We start from the raw sequence: 18,760 nt of genomic DNA on the forward strand, positions 1-18,760 counted from the left end.
ACTTTGTCAACCCCAGGTTGCAGCCCTTGAGGCCCAGGGGATTCCAGATTTTTGCCAGGCTCCGGGTGCTATGGCGGGAGTTCCTGCTGCGATGGACGATGAGGCAGGGTGTTTTACCAGATCCCCAGCAGGTGCTGGACCAGCAAGCTGACGCCGGCAATGGCCACCCAGCAGCAGAAGCCCATGAAGATAGGCTTGCCGCCGGTCTTCACCAGCTTCACGATGTCGGTGTTCAGACCGATGGCTGCCATGGCCATGACGATGAAAAACTTGCTGGCGTTTTTCAGGAAGCTCACCGCAGCTGCGGGGATGGGCAGAACCGTGGTGATGATGGAAGCCAGCAGGAACAGCAGCACAAACCAGGGGAAGATTTTCTTGATGTCCACCTGGGCGCCGCCCTGCTTTCCCTCCCGGCGGGTCCTCAGCAGGGCCAGCACCAGCGTGATGGGGATAATGGCCAGAGTCCGGGTCATCTTCACGATGGCGGCAGTGTCCAGGGTATTGGCGCCGGGGTGCATTCCGTCCCAGGCGGCGGCCGCCGCGGTGACGGAGGAGGTATCGTTCACCGCGGTGCCGGCAAAGAGGCCGAAGCCCTCGTTGGAGAGGCCCAGCACACCTCCCAGAGTGGGGAAGATCAGAGCCGCGATGACGTTGAACAGGAAGATCACAGAGATGGCCTGGGCGATCTCCTCGTCATCCGCGTCGATGACCGGGGCAGTGGCGGCGATGGCGCTGCCGCCGCAGATGGAGGAGCCTACGCCGATGAGAGTGGAGATGTTGCTGTCCATGTGCAGGGCCTTATAGAGGGCGAAGGCCACGATCAGGCTGGTGGCGATGGTGGAGACGATGATGGGCAGTGACTGTCCCCCCACCTGTAACACGCTGGAGAGATTCATGCCGAAGCCCAGCAGCACCACCGCCAGCTGGAGGATCTTTTTGGAGGTGTACGTGATTCCGCTCCTGGCGGCCTTCTGGTCCTTCCAGAACAGAGCGATCACCATGCCGATGAGGATGGCGAACACCGGGCCGCCCACCACCTCGAACCGCTGCCCCAGCAGCCACGCGGGCACGGCGATCACCAGGCAGATCAGGATGCCCGGCGCGTTTTTCCTGACAAATTCCATAATACAATTCCTTTCCATCTGTTTCATTCGGGGTTGTATCATATCACGGCGTAAAGGATTTGTCAAAAAAATCCGGGGCGGCCTCTGGCCGCCCCCATGATGCAATGCCAGGCTCAGTGGAGGGGGATCTCCGTCTCTCCCCACAGCAGATAGTCCGCTTGAGACAGATCCACAGGCCGGGCGAAGAAGCCGCTCTGCTCCATCCAGCCGCTGCCGCCCTTGCTGAAGCTGCTGGCAACCTCCACCTGCGTCCCATCTTTCAAAACCAGCAGCAGTTCTGTGTCGGGGATTGCTATATCTGAGAATTCCACTACCTCTCCGCTGTCAGCCGTCACAAGCGCCACGGCGTCTCTGCCGTTTTCTGCCGCTGCGGCCTGGACGGCGTTCTCATCGTAGTGATAGCTCCACTGGAGCCCCAGAGGAGAGACCTTCAGACGCTCCATGGTCAAGGTGCCGCAGGGCGCCTGTGCCGTGACACCAGCAACATCCACCGCCAGCAGGCTATCTTCCGCCAGACCACCGGAGAGCACGAAGTCAAAATCGCCGGAGAAGATCTCCGTATAGGCCTTCCCATCCGTCTGCTTCCACAGCCCCGGTATGTGGAGGACCTTTCCCTCCAAGTCTCCGTCCGCCAGAATGGAGAGTACCACTGTCAGCGTGTTGTCCGCAGGATCCGGGTCCTCCAGCCAAGTGAACTCCGTGGAATAAGAGATCGCCGGGTCCCCGCCGTCCGGCTCCCGCAGCTCAAGCCACTCGCCGTTCAAAATATCATCGCCGAAGAGCTGGTAGGTTTCATTTTCACCGTCCAAGGGTGGCAGGACCGTGCCCTCTGGGGCCTGAATCTCCAGCATCAGGTAGAATACCCCATCCATGCCGAAGGCCGCCATAGGTGTCATCATGGCTCCACCTGCGGAGACCGCACCCGGCAGGCCGCCGCTGAGGGTGTCCACCACCGCCTGCTCCCCCGGGTCCAGTCTGCCGAAAAAGCTGTCCCATAGCGACGCAGTAACAGCCGCCGCCGTGCCCACCAACAGCACTGCTGCCAGTACCGCCGCCATCCCCCGTTTCATCCACAAGCTCCGGTGCTGGACCGGCGGTCCGGCCTGCTCCGCCATCAGGGCGTCCGTCAGGGCGGACCTCCCCGCTTCCGTGAACTGTACCTGGTCCAACTCACTCTGATAAGCATTCCTGTCCATAAGCGCCTCCCAGCATGTTCCGCAATTTTGCCTTGCCCCGGTAGAGATACGTGCTGACCTGACTGGCCGTGCAGCCCATCAACGTCCCGATCTCCGCCGGCTCGTATCCCTCGTAATACCGCAGGTACACCGCCTGGCGGTATCGCTCCGGCAGGGCCTGCACCGCCGCCAGCACAGGACTCTCCCCTGGCTCCGGCAGATGGACCGCCGCGTGGGCCGCCGCCTCCAACGGCAGGCGCCGCCGGACCCAGGCGGATTTCTTCCAGTCCTTGCAGCAGTTGACGGCCACCCGGACCACCCAGGCCCGCTCCAGCCGCTCCTCCGCAAAGCGGCGGGGACTGGTCAGCAGCTTCAAAAGCACCGTCTGACAGATGTCCTGGGCGTCGTGGACGCTGCCCGTCCAGGTCCAGGCGATCCGCAGCACGGTGTCCGACCACCGCTCTACCAGTTCCTCCGCTTCCGGGCGGGTATATGTGATTTGTTCCGTACAATCAACTCCTTTGCCGGCGCCGTTCTGCTGATAAAACGAATGATGAGGCTGCCATCTGACAGGGACATACAAAAAAGCCCGCCGGGAATATCCCGGCGGGCTGATCGAATGTCCGCTTACTGCTCTTCCAGCACGGCCTTGTGATAGACCTTCTTGCCCTTTTTGATGACCGCGCCCTCGCCGCAGCAGTCCTTGCAGCTGAACCTGGCCTCAATATCGGCCACCTTCTGGCCGCAGACCGTGACGCCGCCCTGCTGCACCAGCCGCCGGGCCTCGCCCTTGGAGGCAGCCAGGCCGCACTTTACCAGCAGGGTCAGAATGTCGATCTCTCCCTCGGCGGTGAAATCCTCCCGGCAGAGCTTGGTGCAGGGCATGTTGGCGCTGTCCCCGCCGCCGCCGAACAGGGCGCGGGCGGCCTCCTGGGCCTTGGCGGCCTCTTCCTCGCCGTGAACCAGCTTGGTCAGCTCGAAGGCCAGGATCTCCTTAGCGGTGTTCAGCTGACTGCCCTGCCAGGTATCCATCTCGTCGATCTGCTCCAGCGGCAGGAAGGTCAGCATCCGGATGCACTTGAGCACATCGGCATCTCCCACGTTCCGCCAGTACTGGTAGAAGTCGTAGGGAGAGGTCTTGTTGGGGTCCAGCCACACGGCGCCGCTGGCGGTCTTGCCCATCTTCTTGCCCTCGGAGTTCATCAGCAGCGTGATGGTCATGGCATAGGCGTCCTTGCCCAGCTTGCGCCGGATCAGCTCCGTGCCGCCCAGCATATTGCTCCACTGGTCGTCGCCGCCGAACTGCATGTTGCAGCCCACCGTCTGGAACATGTGGTAGAAATCATAGGACTGCATAATCATATAGTTAAATTCCAGGAAGCTCAGGCCCTTTTCCATCCGCTGCTTGTAGCACTCGGCCCGCAGCATGTTGTTGACGGAGAAGCAGGCGCCCACCTCCCGCAGCAGCTCGATATAGTTCAGCTTCAGCAGCCAGTCGGCGTTGTTCAGCATCAGGGCCTTGCCCTCGCCGAACTCGATAAACCGCTCCATCTGCTTCTTGAAGCAGTCGCAGTTGTGCTGGATGGTCTCCGGCGTCATCATGGAACGCATGTCCGTCCGGCCGGAGGGGTCGCCGATATAGCCGGTGCCGCCGCCGATCAGGGCGATAGGGCGGTTGCCCGCCATCTGCAGCCGCTTCATCAGGCACAGGGCCATGAAGTGGCCCACGTGCAGGCTGTCCGCCGTGGGGTCAAAGCCGATATAGAACGTGGCTTTGCCGTTGTTCACCAACTCCCGGATCTCCTCCTCGTCCGTCACCTGGGCGATGAGCCCCCGGGCCTTCAGTTCCTCGTAGATCTGCATGATTTGTCTCTCCTTTTGTCCGTTTGTGAAATCTGGGACAGGTATCAAAAACGCCCTCTGTCCCCCAGGGGACAGAGGGCGAGAAGTTCTCGCGGTACCACCTCTGTTCGCGCCGCCCTCGCGGGCAGACGCCTCAGGCCGTGCGAACACACGGCGGCGCTGTAACGGGCGCTCCCGGAGCACGCCTACTGGGCCGAAGGCCGTTTGGGTGCCAGCTCCGCGGTGTATTCGCCGGGCCCTGCCCGCCTCTTTCCACCAGACCAGAGGCTCTCTTGGGGGCGGTCTTCCCGGGTACTGCTCCGCTTCATCACTGTAAGAGGTATTCTAGCCGATTTTTTACAGCTTGTCAACTGGTGGACGGCCTTTCTTTTTGCGGAAGAAATCGTATACACCCTTCTGGCAGTCGTCCTCATCCGCCTGTTCCAGCATCTGGCGGAGACGGCTCTCCGCCTCCTGAAGCGGGGCGCAGGCGCAGGGTGTCCGCCGCAAGATCTCCAGGACTTCATACATCTCGCCGCCGAGCCGCAGATAGAGGTACTTGTACCGGATGTTCTCCTCCGCTTTCTCCTTATAGAACTCCGCTTCCCGCCTGTATGCCTCCGCCGCCTCCAGATCGTCCATTCTGACACCTCCCTAAATTTTGTGTCTATATTCTAGTACGCTTTTTACATAGTAACTCGTTTTGTACTTAAAATCAACTTATATTCTACTGAAATGGAGTTTACTATGAAAAAGCCACGGGACAGTCATCTTGGATTTCGCATGGATAAGGAGACACATGACAAGCTGTTTTATATCGCGGAATATGAAGGACGAACAGGCAGCGGGCAGATTCTGTACCTGATCCGCCGCTGTATCACGGAGTTCGAGCAGGTCCACGGCAAAATCAATCTGGAGGAAGACCTCCGGGACTGAAGGAGCCCCCTCCCGGTCCGGCGCGGTTTTCTGCGCCGGGCTTGATTTTCGCGCCCGCGGCCGCTATGATAGGATACAGATATTTTTCAGAAGTGAGGTGCCCTATGCCCCAGGATCCCAGACAGCGGGACGGCTGCCGATTCACCGCACAGAACATCACAGCGGCCCAGGAGAAGAATCCCTTTGCCAAGATCTCCGACATCGTCTATGAACTGCTGGAGAAGGCCATCTTCTCCTCCGCCATCCCGCCGGGGAGCAAGCTGAACATCTCCAAGCTGGCGGAGCAGATGGGGGTCAGCACCTCCCCGGTGACCCGGGCGGTGGAGCGGCTGGAGGAAAACGGCCTGGTGACCGCCGTCCGCAGCAGCGACAGCAAATACCGCAGCTACTTCGTCTTTGACCTCAGTAGCGAGTCCCTGGAGGACCTGTTCGTGGCCCGGCGGGCCATCGAAGGAGAGGCGGCCTTCCTCTGCGCACAGAAGCGGACCCTGATTGACCTGCCCAGGCTCCAGAAGCTGGCAGACCAGTTCCAGTCCGCCTGGCAGGACTTTGCGAAGGATCTGGATACCGCCCCCACCGCCTCCGAGCGGGCCAAGATCGACCTGGAGTTCCACCACCAGCTGGTGCTGACCACAGAGAACGAGTATCTCATCGACATGTTCGAGACCCTCCAGGGCACCCTTCACTACCTGTCTATCCGCTCCTGCGAGTTCGTTGCCACGGAACAGAAAAAGGACAATCTGATCGTCATGGGCTCCCAGCACGTGGCTATCTGCTCCGCCATCGGCCTGGGGCTGCCGGAGCTGGCTCGCTCCGCCATGGAGCGGCACATCGATTTCTGCTGCAGCCGCTGCCTCATCAACCGCACCTTTCACGCCGCCGGATCCCGCTGACGGCGGAACGAAAGCGCCCCAGGGCAAAGCCCTGGGGCGCTTTCGTTTATAGGAGTGTCGATTTCAGCAAAGTTATTTCTGGGCCGCCAGCTTCTCGTACTGGGCGTACCGGGCGGCGCACTGCTCCTCCGCCTCGGCGAAGAGCTGCTCGGCGATCTGAGGGAAGGTGCGGGTCAGGCCGGAGAACCGGACCTCGCCCATCATGAACTCCCGCAGCTTGCCGTTGGGGGCCTTGCTGTCCAGCTGGAAGGGGTTCTTCCCCTCCGCCGCCAGCTCAGGGCTGTACCGGAACAGGGGCCAGTAGCCGCACTCCACCGCCAGCTTCTGCTCCGCCTGGCTCACCTTCATGCTCTTGGCGATGCCGTGGTTGATGCAGGGGGCGTAAGCGATGACGAGGGACGGGCCCTTGTGGGCCTCGGCCTCCTTCAGGGCCTTCACCACGTGGGCGGGGTTGGCGCCCATGGACACCTGGGCCACATAGACATGGCCGTAGTTCATGGCAATCATGCCCAGGTCCTTCTTGGGGGTCTTTTTGCCGCTGGCGGCGAACTGAGCCACCGCACCGATGGGCGTGGCCTTGGAGGCTTGGCCGCCGGTATTGGCGTACAGCTCGTTGTCCACCACCAGGATGTTCACGTCGATGCCGGAGGCCAGCACGTGGTCCAAGCCGCCGTAGCCGATGTCATAGGCCCAGCCGTCGCCGCCGTACATCCACATGGTCTTTTTCACCAGCTGGTCGGCGTTGTCCCGCAGGAACCGCACGTCGGCGCTGGAGTCGGCGGTCTGGTTCAGGGCGGCGATCAGGGCGTCGGACACGGCCCGGGTCTTGTCGCCGTCGTCGCCGTCTTGCAGCCAGCTCTCCAGGGCGGCCTTCAGGGCAGCGTCGGAGGTGGTGTCCAGGGCGGCCTTGGCGTGGGTCTTGACCTGGTTGCGCTGCTGGTCCACGGACAGGCACATGCCCAGGGAGTATTCGGCGTTGTTCTCGAAGAGGGAGTTGGACAGGGCCGGGCCGTGACCGGCGGAGTCCTTCACCATGGGAATGGAGGGCACGGACAGAAACATGGCCTGGGCGCAGCCGGTGGCGTTGGCGATGTACATCCGCTCGCCGAACAGTTGGGTCATCAACTTCATGTAGGGGGTCTCGCCGCAGCCGGCGCAGGCACCGGAAAACTCCATCAGCGGCCGCTGGAACTGGCTGCCCCGGACGGTGAACTTGTCCAGAGGATTGGCCTTCTCGGAGAGGGACAGGCAGTGATTCCAGTTGTCCTGCTCCGGCATCTGGGACTCCAGCGGCTTCATCACCAGGGCCTTCTCCCTGGCGGGGCACACGTCGGCGCAGCTGCCGCAGCCCTGGCAGTCCAGGGGATCCACCTGGATGCGGAAGGTATAATTCTCCATCCCCCTGCCGTTGGCCTTGTGGGTGATGCAGCCGGCCGGGGCCTGCTCCGCCTCCTCCTTGGTAAACAGGAAGGGCCGGATGGCGGCGTGGGGGCACACCAGGGAGCACTGGTTGCAGCCGATGCAGTTGTCCGGCAGCCACTGGGGCACATCCACGGCGATGCCGCGCTTTTCGTACTTGGAGGTCTCCACCTCCGTCACGCCGTCGGCAAAGCTGAGGAACTTGCTGACAGGGATCTTGTCGCCGGCCTGGGCGTTGACGGGGATCAGCACGTCCCGGACGTAGTCCGGCACACCTGCGGCCTCAGTCTGCTCCAGGGGCTCGTCGGGCAGGTCCTTCCAGCTGTCGGGCACTCGGATCTCCTCCACGGACTGGAGGCCCCGGTCCACAGCGGCGTAGTTCATGTTCAGGACCTTGTCGCCCTTCTTGAAGTAGCTGTGGGTGATGGCGTCCTTCATGTACTGGACGGCCTCATCCACCGGCAGCACGCCGGAGAGCTTGAAGAACGCCGCCTGGAGGACCGTGTTGGTCCGGTTGCCCAGACCCAGCTCCTGGGCGATGGACACGGCGTCGATGGTATAGAACTTCACATGGTTCCGGGCCAGCGTCCGCTTCACGTGGTTGGGCAGATTCCGCTCCAGCTCCTCCCCCTTCCACAGGGTGTTCAGCAGGAAGGTGCCGCCGGGCTTCACCTCGTGGACGATGTCATAGGAGTGGATGTAACTCTGCTTGTGGCAGGCCACGAAGTCCGCCTGGGTGACGTAGTAGGCAGAGCGGATGGACTCCTTGCCGAAGCGCAGGTGGCTTTTGGTGACGCCGCCGGACTTCTTGGAGTCATATTCAAAATACGCCTGGACGTACTGGGGCGTGTTGTCGCCGATGATCTTGATGGAGTTCTTGTTGGCGCCCACGGTGCCGTCGGAGCCCAGGCCCCAGAACTTGCACTCGATGGTGGAGCCGCCGGCGGTGCTGATGTGTTCCCCCACGTCCAGAGAGCGGTGGGTCACATCGTCCACGATGCCCACGGTGAAGTGGTTTTTCTGCTCGCCGGCCATGTTGTCGTACACAGCCTTCATCTGGGCGGGGGTGGTGTCCTTGGAGCTGAGGCCGTACCGGCCGGCCAGCACCTTGATCCCGCTGCGCCCGGCTTCCGCCAGGGCGGTGCACACATCCTCATACAGGGGCTCGCCGATGGCGCCGGGCTCCTTGGTCCGGTCCAGGACGGAGACGGTCTGGACGGTATCCGGCAGCTTGGCCAGGAAGTGGGACACGGAGAAGGGGCGGTACAGATGGACCTGGATCATGCCCACCTTTTCGCCCTGGGCGTTCAGGTAGTCGATGACCTCCCCCAGGGTGCCGCAGACGCTGCCCATGGCGATGACCACCCGGTCCGCGTCCGGCGCGCCGTAGTAGTTGAACAGCTGGTAGTCCCGCCCCGTCAGGTCGCTGACGGCCTTCATGTATTCCTCCACGATGGCGGGCAGGCGGTCATAGGCGCCGTTGCAGGCCTCCCGGTGCTGGAAGAAGGTGTCCGGGTTCTGGACGGTGTTGCGGACCGTGGGATGCTCGCTGTTCAGGGCCCGGGCCTTGAAGCGGCGGACGGCGTCCCAGTCCACCAGGCGGCTCATGTCGTCGTAGTCCAGCACCTCGATCTTCTGGATCTCATGGGAGGTTCGGAAGCCCTCAAAGAAGTGCTGGAAGGGGATGCTGCCCTTGATGGCGGCGAGATGGGCTACGGCGCCCAGGTCCATGCACTCCTGCACGCTGGAGGAGGCCAGCTGGGCGAAGCCCGTCTGGCGGCAGCCCATGACGTCAGAGTGGTCGCCGAAGATGGACAGGCCGTGGGTGGACACCGTCCGGGCGGAGACGTGCATGACACCGGGCAGCATGGAGCCCGCGATTCGGTACATGGGCGGGATCATCAGCAGCAGGCCCTGGGAGGCGGTGTAGGTGGTGGCCAAGGATCCGGTCTCCAGCGCGCCGTGCATGGCGCCGCAGGCGCCGGACTCGGCCTGGAGCTCCATCAGCTTCACAGGCTGGCCGAAGATATTCTTCATGCCAGCGGCGGCCCACTCATCCACGTGGTCTGCCATGGGGCTGGAGGGCGTGATGGGGTAGATCGTCGCCACTTCCGTGAACGCGTAGGAGATATAGGCGGCTGCCTCGTTGCCGTCCATGGTCTTGAATTTCTTGAGGCTCATGCGGTCTCGCTCCTTTTTTCCATCCTCTCGGGGAGGACAGCGTGATTTCCTTTCCTACTTTACCGCAGGGGGATGCCTCCTGTCCAAATCCATGGAATTTATGAAAAATCCCGCGGATTTTCCACGGATGCGGACGGCAATCTCCCCAGTTTTCCCCGGAGTTTTTGTGCCCGGCCGCGCTTTTGCGTCCAGGCCGGGCATGTGCCTGCCGCTGTTTTCCGGCTTTTTCCGGCATGGTTCGGCCCGGCGCGGGACAAGCTAGGGCGGAGGTGATCTAAATGCATGATGACAGCTGCAAGGTAGAGCTCCCCCGGCGGAGAAAGCCGGAGAAGCCCATCCCCAGCGTCTATCCGGTGCTGGACACCGATCTGGCCCGGGACAACGTGGAAAACGACATTCCGGCGGCAGACCTGGAGGACCTGTGAGGACTCCGGACTTCTTCCCCACAGCTGGGAGGTGAAGCGAATGGCAAGCATTTCCGTCTCCCTGGACCGGAACGCGGACCGGCATGACGTGAAGCTGCTGAAGCGGGAGCTGGACACCCTGCCGGGCGTCACCTCCGTCAGTGTCAGCAGCGGCGGACAGCTGGCGGTGGACTACGACGCCACAGGCGTCCGGCAGGCGGACATTCTGGAAAAGATCCAGGCGCTGGGCTACCACGTCCGGCAGGAACACGCATAACAAAACCGGGAACCGGCCAAAAAGCCGGCTCCCGGTTTGTTTATGTTCCGTTGGCGGACTCCCGGGGGCCTGGAAGAAACTCCTCCCCCGCCGCCTCCATAGCCAGACTCCCCGCGGAGAGCTCCGTGAGGCGGGGGACGAACAGTTCCGCCCCGCCCGCCGGGAACGCCGCCCGCAGGCGGATGTCCGCGCCGTACTCCGTGTCCCGCACCACGCCGCCGCAAGCGGTGATCTCCAGCTTCACCCGCTCGAAGAGGGGGTATGTGCAGGGCACGTCCCACAGCGTCCACAGGCTCATGGTGCTGATGCCCACGGCGTCCAGGGCGTCCTTGGCTCCCTTGGTATAGGCCCGGGTCAGTCCCCCTGCCCCCAGCAGCACGCCGCCGAAGTACCTCGTCACCACGCAGCACACGTTGGTGACGCTCTCCCGCTGGAACACGTTCAGCATGGGCTGGCCCGCCGTGCCCTGGGGCTCCCCGTCGTCGGAGTAGCGGACCACGCCGCCCTCCTGCAGCAGATAGCACCAGCAGTTGTGGCGGGCGTCGTAGTAGCGCTTCTTCATCTCCTCGATGCGCTCCCGGGCCTCCGCCTCGGTCTCCACCCGCCAGATGTGGCTGATGAAGCGGGAGCGCTTTTCGGTGAACTCGCTCTCCCCGTTTTCAAAGGGCACCCGATAGGTGGTCATGGCCGTCCTCCCTGTCCGCTCTGCGCTCATTTCCATACGTCCCGCCGGTCCGTCCGGCCCGCCAGGTAGTCCATGGACACGCCGAAGTGGTCCGCCAGGGCACTGAAAATCTCCAGTCCCGGCAGGCCCTCATCATTTTCAACCCGCTGATAGTGGCGATCTCCCATGCCGACAGCTTGGGCGACTTGCAGTTGTGTCTCTCTGCGCTCTTTCCGGAGCGCTTTTAATCTGCTTCCTATTTTCATAGATCCTCCTTGACACGCCAGATCAGGTGTGATATGATCGAAATACACCTGATCTGGCGTATTTCAGAAAGGGGGAAACACAGAAATGTCTGATTTTATGAAATGGCTCTATCCCCGGTATATCCGCCCTTATGTGGAGGCGGCGCCCCAGGAAGAATATGAGATGTGGCTGTCCCTGATGGAGAGCGACTTGGAATATCAATTCCGGGAGGAATTCGACAAGACCCTGGAATTCACCGCCATCCACGCCTTCCTGCTGGGCCTGCGCACCGGGGCGGGCCTGGGGGCGCTCATTCCACAAGGAACGGCGCCATCTGCCCCAGGACCTTCGGCGTGCACACCGCCGTGACCGCGATGGTCTCCCCGTACTCCACGTTCTCCACCTTGGCCTCCCGGTACAGCTGGTCCAGCAGGCCGCCCTTGTCGTAGGGGATGTGCAGCACACAGCGGCGGCTGCCGCTGTCCAGGCGTTCCCCGATCATCTCCAACAGCTTGTCCACACCCTCGCCGGTCTTGGCGGAGAGGGAGCAGATATCCTGACCGTGGGGCATGATCTCTCCGGCGGGCAGCCGGTCGGACTTGTTGAACACGTCGATCCGGGGCAGCTCTCCGGCCCCCAGCTCCCGGATCAGGTTCTCCACCACCGCCGCCTGCTGCTGCCACTCCGGGTTGGACACGTCGATGACGTGGAGCAGCAGATCTGCGTACTCCAACTCCTCCAGCGTGGCCTTGAATGCCTCCACCAGCTGGTGGGGCAGCTTGCGGATGAACCCCACCGTGTCGGAGATCACCACGTCCAGCGTGTCGCTGACCGTGAGAAGGCGGCTGGTGGTGTCCAGCGTGTCGAACAGCCGGTTGTTGGCGGGGATGCCCGCTCCGGTCAGGTGGTTCAGCAGCGTGGACTTGCCCGCGTTGGTATAGCCCACAATGGCCACCACCGGGATTTCGTTCTTCTGCCGCCGCTGCCGCTGGGTGGAGCGCACCCGGCGGACCTCCTCCAGGTCCTCCCGGAGCTTGTCGATCTTCCGGCGGATGTGGCGGCGGTCCGTCTCCAGCTGGGTTTCGCCGGGGCCCTTGGAGCCGATGGGCCCCTTGCCGCTGGTGCCCGCCTGCCGCTCCAGATGGGTCCACATGCCGGTCAGCCGGGGCAGCAGATACTGGTACTGGGCCAGCTCCACCTGGAGCCGCCCTTCCTTGGTCTTGGCCCGCTGGGCGAAGATGTCCAGGATCAATCCGCACCGGTCCAGCACCTGAACGCCCAGCAGCTCCGTCAGCACCCGCATCTGGGAGGGGGACAGATCGTTGTCGAAGATCACCATGGTGGCGCCGGTGTTCTCGCAGTAGAGCTGCACCTCCGCCACCTTGCCCTCCCCGATGAAGGTCCGGGGGTCCGGGGACGGCCGGTTCTGCAGCACAATCCCCACGGTCTCGCCTCCGGCGGTCTCCACCAGGGCGGAGAGCTCCTCCATGGTATCCTCGTCGGCGTTTTCCTCTTTTTTCAGCACCGGGGAGTTCAACCCCACCAGCACCACTTTGTCTCGTACTTCCTGTGTCTCTGCCATGCAAACTCCTTATTTTTGATAGGCCTCCACGACTTGGCCCACATAGATCCGGTGCCAGCCGCCCTGCCCCGGCGTGTAGAAGGGCAGGATCTCCCCCTCCCCCAGCACGCAGGCAGGGTCCATGTCCTGGGCGTACAGCTTCCGGCACACCAGGACCCACTCCGCCTCGTCAAAGAAGGGCGCGTCCCCGGCCCCCCAGCGGACCGTCAGGCCGCACGCTTTCACCTTGTCCATGTCCCGGCCGCTCTTGCTGCCGCAGAGGGCGGTCACTTTTTTTGCCTCCTCCGGCAGGATGGAGACGGTGAAATAATCGTGGGACTCCATAAATTGATAGGTATATCGCTCGGGCCGCACGTAGACTGTGCAGACCGGCAGGTTCCACAGCCGGCCCAACTGGCACCAGCCGATGGTCATGGTGTTCAGGCCGGTCTTGTCTCCGGCAGTCAGCAGCGGGGGCTGCCGTCCAAAAACATGCAGGATCTCCGGCGTCAAACGCTCCAACTCCACAGGATGCAGCTTCATGCAAACGCTCCTTCCGCTTCATTGATACCATACAGTATATGCGCTTTTGCCGGAAAAGTAAATGAAAAAAGGGCCTGCCCAACCGGCAGACCCTTTTTGTGACGTGTCAGACTTACTTGTCCAGACCGAACTTCTTGTTGAACTTGGCCACGCGTCCGCCGGTATCCACCAGCTTCTGCTTGCCCGTGAAGAAGGGGTGACACTTCGAGCAGACTTCCACCTTGATATCCTTCTTGGTAGAACCTGTCTCAATCACATTACCGCAGGCGCAAGTAATCGTAGTCTGCTGATAATTGGGATGGATTCCTTCCTTCATTGCTCTCGTTCACCTCTTTCTGATCCAGACTACCTCGCCGGAGCTTTCACCCCATAAAGGCGTTTATTAGTGTATCACACGGACGTCAAGATTGCAAGACCTTTTTTCATTTTTCCGGAGATTTTTTCAGGAGGGGCGAAACTGCTCCACCCACTCCGGCGTGCAGTCCGCAAACCAGTCCTGATGGTCCGGGTCCTCCGGGTCGTAAAGCCGTTCCGTCAGGGCCTGGAAGGCGCTCCACTGCTCCTCGGTCAAAACATGGACGGCGATGCCGTCCTCTTCCTGCCACCGCTCCAGGATCTCCGCCTCCTGCTCCCGGTTCCGGAGCCGCTGGTCCGCCATGGCCTCCCGGCCGCAGCGGTCCACCGCCTCCCGCAGCTCCGGGGAGAGGGAGTCGTACAGATCACTGTTCATGGTGAGGATGGCGGGCTCATAAAAGGCCGGGAAGATGGTCACGTCCGTCTGGACCGTCTGGTAGCCCGCCGCGTCCGCCTCCGCCAGGGTGCTCTCCTGGCCGTTATAAGTACCGTTAGACAGGGGCGTCATCACATCTGAATAACTGGAGGGATAGAGGCGGACGCCCCAGCAGCCGATGTAGGATTCGAACAGCTCCAGCAGGCCCGCCGTGCGGATGCGCAGCCCTTCCAGGTCCTCCGGAGTGGTCACCGGCCGGTCGGCGGTCAGATACCGGAAGCCCAGCTCCCCGTATGCCAAGCCCCGGAGCCCCAGCTCCGCCAGGACGCCGTTCAGTGCCTCTCCGCCGGTGCTGTCCAGGACCTCCGCCGCCGTTTCGGCGTCCGGGAACAGAAAGGGCATGGTCACGGAGAAAAACGGTCTGCCCAACTCTTCTTCGTCGCCGTAGGAGCCATATATGAAACTGCTGTCCAGATAGAGGTCCACGATCCCGGCCGCAGCCTGCTCCAGGGAGGTAACCCTATCGAGGGGTCTCGGCTGGACCTCCACCGCCACGGCGCCTTCCGTGGCGTCGGACAGTGCCTCGGCAAAAGATTCCGCCGCGTCCCAGCAGGTGGAGCCCTCCGGCTGGCCCACCACCAGGGTCCAGGTTGTCTCAACATTCTTCGGAACCGGCGGCTCCTCTGAAACCTCCTCCTGTGCCCCGCCGGTGCAGCCGGTAAGGGCCAGGACCGCCAGACCGGCAGCGGTCAGCTTGGTAAGACGGCGCTTCATTTCAGGTCCCTCCTTCTTGTTCCAGCGCCCGCCCCAGGTCCGCCAGATACCGAGCCTGCTGGCGGCGGAGGTAGCCCTTGGCAAAAAAGCGCATCCAGGGCTTTTTTACGGTGATGGTCTCGGTGAAGGTGACCTGGGTGCCGCCGCCCTCCGGCCGGAATTCCCCGGCCCACCGGCCCGCCAGGTTGGCATTGTCCAGGTCAAAGGCCCAGCGGGACAGGGGGCGGCGCTCCGTGACGGTGAAGCGGGTGGGAAAGCCGCTTCTGTCGTACTCCGTAAAGGCGTCCTCACCGACGTGGTCCAGGCGGCTCAGATCGCTGCGCCACTGCCAGCAGTCCAGATCCGTCACCACCGCCCACACCCGCTCCGGCGGATACGGCACCAGGGCCGTGGCTATACTGACGATTTCCCTTCCCATTGGCCTTCCTCCTCAAATCTCCATGGTCTCGCCTGCAGCCAGGAAATACAGGGCCCGGCGGACCACCTTCTTTTCCAGCACCCGCTCCAGGGCCCGGCTGTATGCCTCCAGCTGGGGGCGGTAGTGCTCCGCCCGCTGCCGGACCTCCAATGCCGAGAACACACGGTCCGTTTTGAAGTCCACCACGGTCAGGCCGTCTGCCGTCTCGAAGCAGCAGTCCACCACGCCCTGGAGGAGGATTTCCTCCCCCGCCGCCGCGGCGGGATCGTAGTCCCGGGCATCCATCAGCAGGGTGAAGCGATACTCCCGCAGGACGCTTCGGCTTTTGCGGATCTCCTCCGCCAGGGGGGAGCGGAGAAACCGCTCCAAAGGCGCGGTCTCCACGGCCGCGGCCTGCTGGTCCGTCAGCAGGCTCCGCTGCCGCAGGGCCTCGATCTGGCCCGCCACGTCAACGTTTGAGAAGTCCAGGTATTGCAGCACCAGGTGGGTGGCAGTGCCCCGCTCTGCCGGGGTCAGGCCCTGCCGCTCCCGCCGGAAATTCGGCTGGCTCAGGGGCCGGAGGTACGGGGTATGGGCGGCATACTCCGCGATCTCCTGGTCCGCAGGGCGGCCCTTCAGCTGGGTGGCCGTCACCTTGGCGGGCAGGGCCGTCTCCCGCTGGTAGGGGTAGATGAAAGACAGCAGCTCCGGGTCAAAGAGGGCGGTCTCCCCTGTCTCCTCCGCCGTCGCCTGGGGCCGGGCGGGCCGTTCCCGGTAGTCCTCACTGTCATGCAAAAACACTTGCCAGGGGCTGTCCTCTCCAATATATAGCTGGTCAATCTCTGTCTCTGCCATAGCCCGCAGGGGCGCGGCCTCCGGCCGGCACAGCAGGGGCAGCAGGACCCAGTCCCCCAGGGTGCGGCCCTCTGCCACCGTCTCCGGCAGCACGGGACAGGCAGCCACAGCGGCCAGCTTCTGGAGCCGCCCGGGGGCGTTGTACAGGGCGTCCACCAGGATCAGCTTCTCCTTGGGCCGGGTCATGGCCACGTAGAGGATGCGCTGCTCCTCCGCCAGGTTCTCCCGCCGCAGCTTTTCCTGAATGGCCAGCCGGGCCAGGGTGGGATACTGGATTTTCCGCTCCAGGTCGATGCGCTTGGGCCCCAGGCCCATGTCCGGATGCACCAGCACCGGCGTGTCGAAGTCCTGCCGGGAGAACGCGTGGTCCAGGTCCGCCAGGATGACAATGGGGAACTCCAGGCCCTTGGACTTGTGGATGCTCATGAGCCGCACGCCGGCAGCCTCCGCCGGGCCCCGGGTGGCGGGAGCCTGGTCCTGCTCCAGCAGCCGCCGCAGCTGCGTGACGAAGGCGAAGAGGCCCCGGTATCCATTGCTCTCAAACTTCTCCGCGTGCTGGCTCAGGGCGATGAGATTCTCCCGCCGGGCCGCACCATCATCCATGGCGCCGAAGACCCCCAGCACATTCAGTCGGTTGTAGATGTGCCAGACCAGGCGGTGGACACTCATGTCCCGGCCCGCCTGCCGCAGATCCGAGAGGATTGCCAGGAAGTCTTTGCAGTCCTCTCCCCCATCGGCGGTCACAGCGTCGTAGTAGTCCCCGGTGGGGGCGGCGGAGCGAACCTCCGCCAGCCGGTCCGCCGTGAAGCCGAACAGGGGTGACCGGAGGACGGAGATCAGAGGCACGTCCTGCCGGGGGTTGTCCACGATCTCCAGCAGGGACAGCATGACGGAGATCTCCATGGTGTGGAAGAAGTCCCCGCTCTCCTGGAAAGAACAGGGGATGTCCCGCTCTGCCAGGGCGGCGGCGAAGGCGGCAGACCGGCTGCCGGGGGAACGCATCAGGATCACGATATCCTCCGGCCGGCAGGGGCGCAGGGTGCCGTCGCTCTCCGTGACGGGATAGCCCTCATCCAGCAGCTTCCGGATGCGCGCCGCCACGAACCGGGCCTCGGCGGTGACCTTCTTTACCGGCTTGTCATTCTCCCCCGCCTTCTGGTGGGCAGAGATGAGATGGAACTCTGTCTGGCAATCCATCCGCTCCGGGTAATACGCCGCCCCGAAGTGGAGGGCCTCGTCCTCGCCGTAGTCCATCTCCCCCATCTCCACAGACAAAATGTTGGAGAAGATGAAGTTGGTGCTCTCCAAAATCTCCCGCCGGGAGCGGAAGTTGCGGGACAGCAGGATCTTCCGCTCCTCTCCGTCAGCCGCCTCCTGCCAGGACTTGAACCGGTTGTATTTTCCCAGGAAAATGGTGGGGTCCGCCAGGCGGAAGCGGTAGATGCTCTGCTTCACGTCCCCCACAGTGAAGATGTTCTGCCCGTTTTTGGACACCGCCCGGAAGATGGCGTTTTGGATCTCGTTGGTGTCCTGGTACTCGTCCACCAGGATCTCCCGGTATCGGGCCGCCACCTGCTCCCCCAGCTCTGTGGGGGCACCGCCGGAACCCACCAGCAGGCCCAGGGCCAAGTGCTCCTGGTCGGAGAAGTCGGCAGCGTTCAGCCGCAGCTTCTCCTGCCGGTACCGCTCCGCAAAGTCCTCCGTCAGCTCCAGCAGGGCCACCATGGCCGGGGCCACGGCAGTCAGGTCCTCCATAGCCTCCTCCTCAGAGACAGACAACAGGCCCGCCAGCTTCTTCTCCTCCGCCTTGCACCGCTCCCACACCTGTTTCAGCGCGGCAATACCCGGCTCGTCCTTCCGCCCCCTGGGGGTGGAAAGCCGGGGGAAGGCGACGGCCGCTTCCGTCTGCCGGGCCGCCTCCCAGGTCTGGACCTGGGCCAGGGCGTCAAAGGCCACAGACACCTGGAGAAACTTCTCCCCGTACCCCCGGTACAGCGCCTCGTCCCCCTCGGTCCGGGCGGAGGCGGACCGGAGCAGGGCCCCCCAGTGGGCCCCCTTCCGGCGGATGGAGGCCAGCAGCTCAGCGGCGTAGGGGGTGTCATCAAAGCCGCCCTCCCAGCCGCTCCAAACGGTCCGGTTCTCCGCCAGCCACCCGGCCGGGTCCGCGTGGCTCTGGACCTTGTCGTACAGCTCCAGCACCAGGGCGGCCAGACGGCTGTCGTCCCGTCCGGCCCCCAGCGTGTCCGCCAGCAGGCCACGGCCCTCGTCCAGCTGGTCATAGAAGTCCTCCAGCGTCCGGGAGAGCACCCGCTGGCGGATCAGCTGGGCCTCGTTATCGTCCAGCACCCGGAAGTCTGGGGTCAGGGCCCGGCTGTCCCCCTCCCGGGCCAGGAGGTGGGTGTTCTCCCGCAGCAGCGACGTGCAGAAGGCGTCCACGGTCTTGATGTCCGCCTGATACACCCGCAGCAGCTGCCGCCGGAGCTGCTGGTCCCCCGGCGTCTGGCCCAGCCGCTTGGACAGCTCGGAGGCGATCTTGCTCCGCAGCTCCGCCGCGGCGGCCTTGGTGTAGGTGATGATGAGGAAATCATCGATATTGCAGCGTTCCTCCGTCACATAGCGGAAAAGCCGGTCCACCAGTACCTTTGTCTTGCCGGAGCCGGCGGCGGCGGACACCAGCAGGCTGCCGCCCCGGTTTTCCACCACCGCCTGCTGCTGGGGGGTCAGGGTCAATTTTGCCAT

Annotated in this window: 19 protein-coding genes and 1 other annotated feature; of the genes, 5 read left to right on the forward strand and 14 right to left on the reverse strand. The window is 63.4% G+C overall.

The annotated features are described in order from the left end of the window. Nucleotides 1–113: 113 nt before the first annotated feature. The 5 genes from DN611_RS07965 to DN611_RS07985 all read right to left on the reverse strand — a co-directional run bounded on the left by DN611_RS07965 (nucleotide 114) and on the right by DN611_RS07985 (nucleotide 4,783). Nucleotides 114–1,124 carry a YeiH family protein gene (locus tag DN611_RS07965; RefSeq protein ID WP_036630365.1) on the reverse strand — a complete coding sequence of 337 codons (1,011 nt, stop codon included), beginning with the start codon at nucleotides 1,122–1,124 and terminating at the stop codon, nucleotides 114–116. Between the two features lie 113 nt (nucleotides 1,125–1,237). After that, nucleotides 1,238–2,320, reverse strand: a complete 1,083-nt coding sequence (locus DN611_RS07970) for a hypothetical protein (RefSeq protein WP_145985077.1) — start codon at nucleotides 2,318–2,320, stop codon at nucleotides 1,238–1,240. Beyond that, complete coding sequence (locus DN611_RS07975; RefSeq protein WP_036630373.1) at nucleotides 2,295–2,798, reverse strand: RNA polymerase sigma factor; 504 nt, start codon at nucleotides 2,796–2,798, stop codon at nucleotides 2,295–2,297. Before DN611_RS07975 ends, DN611_RS07970 begins: the two co-directional genes overlap by 26 nt. A gap of 128 nt (nucleotides 2,799–2,926) precedes the next feature. Then, nucleotides 2,927–4,162 (reverse strand): tyrosine--tRNA ligase, encoded by a 1,236-nt coding sequence (tyrS, locus tag DN611_RS07980; protein ID WP_021749320.1) that lies wholly within the window; start codon nucleotides 4,160–4,162, stop codon nucleotides 2,927–2,929. 71 nt (nucleotides 4,163–4,233) lie between these two features. Then, nucleotides 4,234–4,479 (reverse strand) — a binding site (T-box leader). 19 nt (nucleotides 4,480–4,498) lie between these two features. Next, on the reverse strand, nucleotides 4,499–4,783 hold the full coding sequence (locus tag DN611_RS07985; RefSeq protein WP_021749321.1) for a hypothetical protein: 285 nt from the start codon (nucleotides 4,781–4,783) through the stop codon (nucleotides 4,499–4,501). Nucleotides 4,784–4,888: 105 nt separating this feature from the next. Between DN611_RS07985 and DN611_RS07990 the strand changes: the two genes are divergently transcribed. Further along, the gene (locus DN611_RS07990; RefSeq protein ID WP_025544699.1) at nucleotides 4,889–5,077 is read left to right on the forward strand and encodes a hypothetical protein; all 189 of its coding nucleotides are present in this window, start codon (nucleotides 4,889–4,891) and stop codon (nucleotides 5,075–5,077) included. 104 nt (nucleotides 5,078–5,181) lie between these two features. After that, the gene (locus tag DN611_RS07995; protein WP_025544698.1) at nucleotides 5,182–5,970 is read left to right on the forward strand and encodes a GntR family transcriptional regulator; all 789 of its coding nucleotides are present in this window, start codon (nucleotides 5,182–5,184) and stop codon (nucleotides 5,968–5,970) included. Nucleotides 5,971–6,042: 72 nt separating this feature from the next. Here the strand turns inward: DN611_RS07995 and nifJ are convergent, their stop codons facing one another. Next, nucleotides 6,043–9,570 carry a pyruvate:ferredoxin (flavodoxin) oxidoreductase gene (nifJ, locus tag DN611_RS08000; RefSeq protein WP_119311044.1) on the reverse strand — a complete coding sequence of 1,176 codons (3,528 nt, stop codon included), beginning with the start codon at nucleotides 9,568–9,570 and terminating at the stop codon, nucleotides 6,043–6,045. A 278-nt stretch (nucleotides 9,571–9,848) separates the two neighbouring features. On the opposite strand from nifJ, the gene DN611_RS16815 reads away from it, so the two are divergent. Both DN611_RS16815 and DN611_RS08005 read left to right on the forward strand, forming a co-directional pair. After that, entirely contained in the window at nucleotides 9,849–9,995 is a 147-nt protein-coding gene (locus tag DN611_RS16815) for a hypothetical protein (RefSeq protein WP_174232997.1), read from the forward strand. Between the two features lie 40 nt (nucleotides 9,996–10,035). Then, nucleotides 10,036–10,251, forward strand: a complete 216-nt coding sequence (locus tag DN611_RS08005; RefSeq protein ID WP_021748731.1) for a heavy-metal-associated domain-containing protein — start codon at nucleotides 10,036–10,038, stop codon at nucleotides 10,249–10,251. Nucleotides 10,252–10,291: 40 nt separating this feature from the next. Here the strand turns inward: DN611_RS08005 and DN611_RS08010 are convergent, their stop codons facing one another. Then, nucleotides 10,292–10,936, reverse strand: coding sequence for a YigZ family protein (locus DN611_RS08010; protein WP_119311045.1), 645 nt, complete (start codon nucleotides 10,934–10,936; stop codon nucleotides 10,292–10,294). A gap of 26 nt (nucleotides 10,937–10,962) precedes the next feature. Then, the gene (locus DN611_RS08015) at nucleotides 10,963–11,181 is read right to left on the reverse strand and encodes a helix-turn-helix domain-containing protein (RefSeq protein WP_119311046.1); all 219 of its coding nucleotides are present in this window, start codon (nucleotides 11,179–11,181) and stop codon (nucleotides 10,963–10,965) included. An 85-nt stretch (nucleotides 11,182–11,266) separates the two neighbouring features. Here DN611_RS08015 and DN611_RS08020 point away from each other — a divergent pair, with 85 nt between their 5' ends. Continuing rightward, nucleotides 11,267–11,530, forward strand: coding sequence for a hypothetical protein (locus DN611_RS08020; protein WP_119311047.1), 264 nt, complete (start codon nucleotides 11,267–11,269; stop codon nucleotides 11,528–11,530). Here DN611_RS08020 and hflX read toward each other — a convergent pair. The 6 genes from hflX to addA all read right to left on the reverse strand — a co-directional run bounded on the left by hflX (nucleotide 11,472) and on the right by addA (nucleotide 18,760). Then, nucleotides 11,472–12,743 (reverse strand): GTPase HflX, encoded by a 1,272-nt coding sequence (gene hflX / locus DN611_RS08025; RefSeq protein ID WP_119311048.1) that lies wholly within the window; start codon nucleotides 12,741–12,743, stop codon nucleotides 11,472–11,474. The genes DN611_RS08020 and hflX overlap by 59 nt on opposite strands. A gap of 9 nt (nucleotides 12,744–12,752) precedes the next feature. Further along, a complete protein-coding gene (locus DN611_RS08030; RefSeq protein WP_119311049.1) occupies nucleotides 12,753–13,265 on the reverse strand; it encodes a flavin reductase family protein in 513 nt (170 codons plus the stop codon). A 112-nt stretch (nucleotides 13,266–13,377) separates the two neighbouring features. Then, complete coding sequence (gene rpmE, locus DN611_RS08035) at nucleotides 13,378–13,581, reverse strand: 50S ribosomal protein L31 (RefSeq protein ID WP_021748737.1); 204 nt, start codon at nucleotides 13,579–13,581, stop codon at nucleotides 13,378–13,380. Nucleotides 13,582–13,707: 126 nt separating this feature from the next. After that, a complete protein-coding gene (locus DN611_RS08040) occupies nucleotides 13,708–14,769 on the reverse strand; it encodes a TRAP transporter substrate-binding protein (protein ID WP_119311050.1) in 1,062 nt (353 codons plus the stop codon). A 1-nt stretch (nucleotide 14,770) separates the two neighbouring features. Next, on the reverse strand, nucleotides 14,771–15,187 hold the full coding sequence (locus DN611_RS08045; RefSeq protein ID WP_119311051.1) for an SRPBCC family protein: 417 nt from the start codon (nucleotides 15,185–15,187) through the stop codon (nucleotides 14,771–14,773). A gap of 12 nt (nucleotides 15,188–15,199) precedes the next feature. Continuing rightward, a complete protein-coding gene (gene addA, locus DN611_RS08050; protein WP_119311052.1) occupies nucleotides 15,200–18,760 on the reverse strand; it encodes a helicase-exonuclease AddAB subunit AddA in 3,561 nt (1,186 codons plus the stop codon).

Origin of the sequence: Oscillibacter sp. PEA192 (assembly GCF_003574015.1) — a bacterium.
Lineage (GTDB): Bacteria > Bacillota > Clostridia > Oscillospirales > Oscillospiraceae > Oscillibacter > Oscillibacter welbionis.

Bases quoted from the DNA above. Each gene is read 5' to 3' on its own strand.
- DN611_RS08005 (WP_021748731.1), top strand. From the start codon at position 10,036: ATGGCAAGCATTTCCGTCTCCCTGGACCGGAACGCGGACCGGCATGAC.
- nifJ (WP_119311044.1), bottom strand. From the start codon at position 9,570: ATGAGCCTCAAGAAATTCAAGACCATGGACGGCAACGAGGCAGCCGCC.
- DN611_RS08030 (WP_119311049.1), bottom strand. From the start codon at position 13,265: ATGAAGCTGCATCCTGTGGAGTTGGAGCGTTTGACGCCGGAGATCCTG.
- DN611_RS07990 (WP_025544699.1), top strand. From the start codon at position 4,889: ATGAAAAAGCCACGGGACAGTCATCTTGGATTTCGCATGGATAAGGAG.
- tyrS (WP_021749320.1), bottom strand. From the start codon at position 4,162: ATGCAGATCTACGAGGAACTGAAGGCCCGGGGGCTCATCGCCCAGGTG.
- DN611_RS08020 (WP_119311047.1), top strand. From the start codon at position 11,267: ATGTCTGATTTTATGAAATGGCTCTATCCCCGGTATATCCGCCCTTAT.
- DN611_RS08015 (WP_119311046.1), bottom strand. From the start codon at position 11,181: ATGAAAATAGGAAGCAGATTAAAAGCGCTCCGGAAAGAGCGCAGAGAG.
- DN611_RS08040 (WP_119311050.1), bottom strand. From the start codon at position 14,769: ATGAAGCGCCGTCTTACCAAGCTGACCGCTGCCGGTCTGGCGGTCCTG.
- DN611_RS08010 (WP_119311045.1), bottom strand. From the start codon at position 10,936: ATGACCACCTATCGGGTGCCCTTTGAAAACGGGGAGAGCGAGTTCACC.
- DN611_RS08045 (WP_119311051.1), bottom strand. From the start codon at position 15,187: ATGGGAAGGGAAATCGTCAGTATAGCCACGGCCCTGGTGCCGTATCCG.
- DN611_RS07985 (WP_021749321.1), bottom strand. From the start codon at position 4,783: ATGGACGATCTGGAGGCGGCGGAGGCATACAGGCGGGAAGCGGAGTTC.
- addA (WP_119311052.1), bottom strand. From the start codon at position 18,760: ATGGCAAAATTGACCCTGACCCCCCAGCAGCAGGCGGTGGTGGAAAAC.
- hflX (WP_119311048.1), bottom strand. From the start codon at position 12,743: ATGGCAGAGACACAGGAAGTACGAGACAAAGTGGTGCTGGTGGGGTTG.
- DN611_RS07970 (WP_145985077.1), bottom strand. From the start codon at position 2,320: ATGGACAGGAATGCTTATCAGAGTGAGTTGGACCAGGTACAGTTCACG.
- DN611_RS16815 (WP_174232997.1), top strand. From the start codon at position 9,849: ATGCATGATGACAGCTGCAAGGTAGAGCTCCCCCGGCGGAGAAAGCCG.
- DN611_RS07995 (WP_025544698.1), top strand. From the start codon at position 5,182: ATGCCCCAGGATCCCAGACAGCGGGACGGCTGCCGATTCACCGCACAG.
- rpmE (WP_021748737.1), bottom strand. From the start codon at position 13,581: ATGAAGGAAGGAATCCATCCCAATTATCAGCAGACTACGATTACTTGC.
- DN611_RS07965 (WP_036630365.1), bottom strand. From the start codon at position 1,124: ATGGAATTTGTCAGGAAAAACGCGCCGGGCATCCTGATCTGCCTGGTG.